Annotated in this window: 2 tRNA genes; both read left to right on the top strand. The window is 47.6% G+C overall.

Annotated features, from left to right (window positions below):
* Positions 1–69 precede the first annotated feature (69 nt).
* A tRNA-Ile gene (locus ACT3TR_RS17375) sits at positions 70–146 on the top strand.
* Positions 147–251: 105 nt separating this feature from the next.
* Positions 252–327: transfer RNA gene (locus tag ACT3TR_RS17370), tRNA-Ala, on the top strand.
* The last annotated feature ends 131 nt before the right edge of the window (positions 328–458 follow it).

Raw genomic sequence — 458 nt, 5'->3', positions numbered from 1 at the left:
GTGATAGAGCAAACGGTAATTATTTCAGCTGTGTTTGGGCCAAGTGCTCAAGCGTACGGCGAAATAACCGGGTCTGTAGCTCAGTTGGTTAGAGCGCACCCCTGATAAGGGTGAGGTCGGCAGTTCAAGTCTGCCCAGACCCACCAAATTTTATCCAGCACTGCGTTATTTTATGACTCGCATAGCAAGCTATGCTTCGCCCTAAAATGCCTTGTTCTGAATAAAATTACCCGGAAAAGTTATGTGTTAATGGGGCCATAGCTCAGCTGGGAGAGCGCCTGCCTTGCACGCAGGAGGTCAGCGGTTCGATCCCGCTTGGCTCCACCATTTAGTACTACTTTTTTACCTTAAATACCGTTTGTGAACGTTTCGTGACCATTGATAAGTCGCTGCGCTGTAGTCGCTATAAGGGTTTTTATAGCTACAGCACGCCGTTTTATCACTGTTCATTGAACAGC

Source organism: Halomonas sp. AOP12-B1-6, assembly GCF_052379225.1.
Classification (GTDB): domain Bacteria; phylum Pseudomonadota; class Gammaproteobacteria; order Pseudomonadales; family Halomonadaceae; genus Vreelandella; species Vreelandella casei.
The sequence above is the reverse complement of the archived record's forward strand: the minus strand, read 5'-3'. Positions and strand labels throughout refer to the sequence as shown.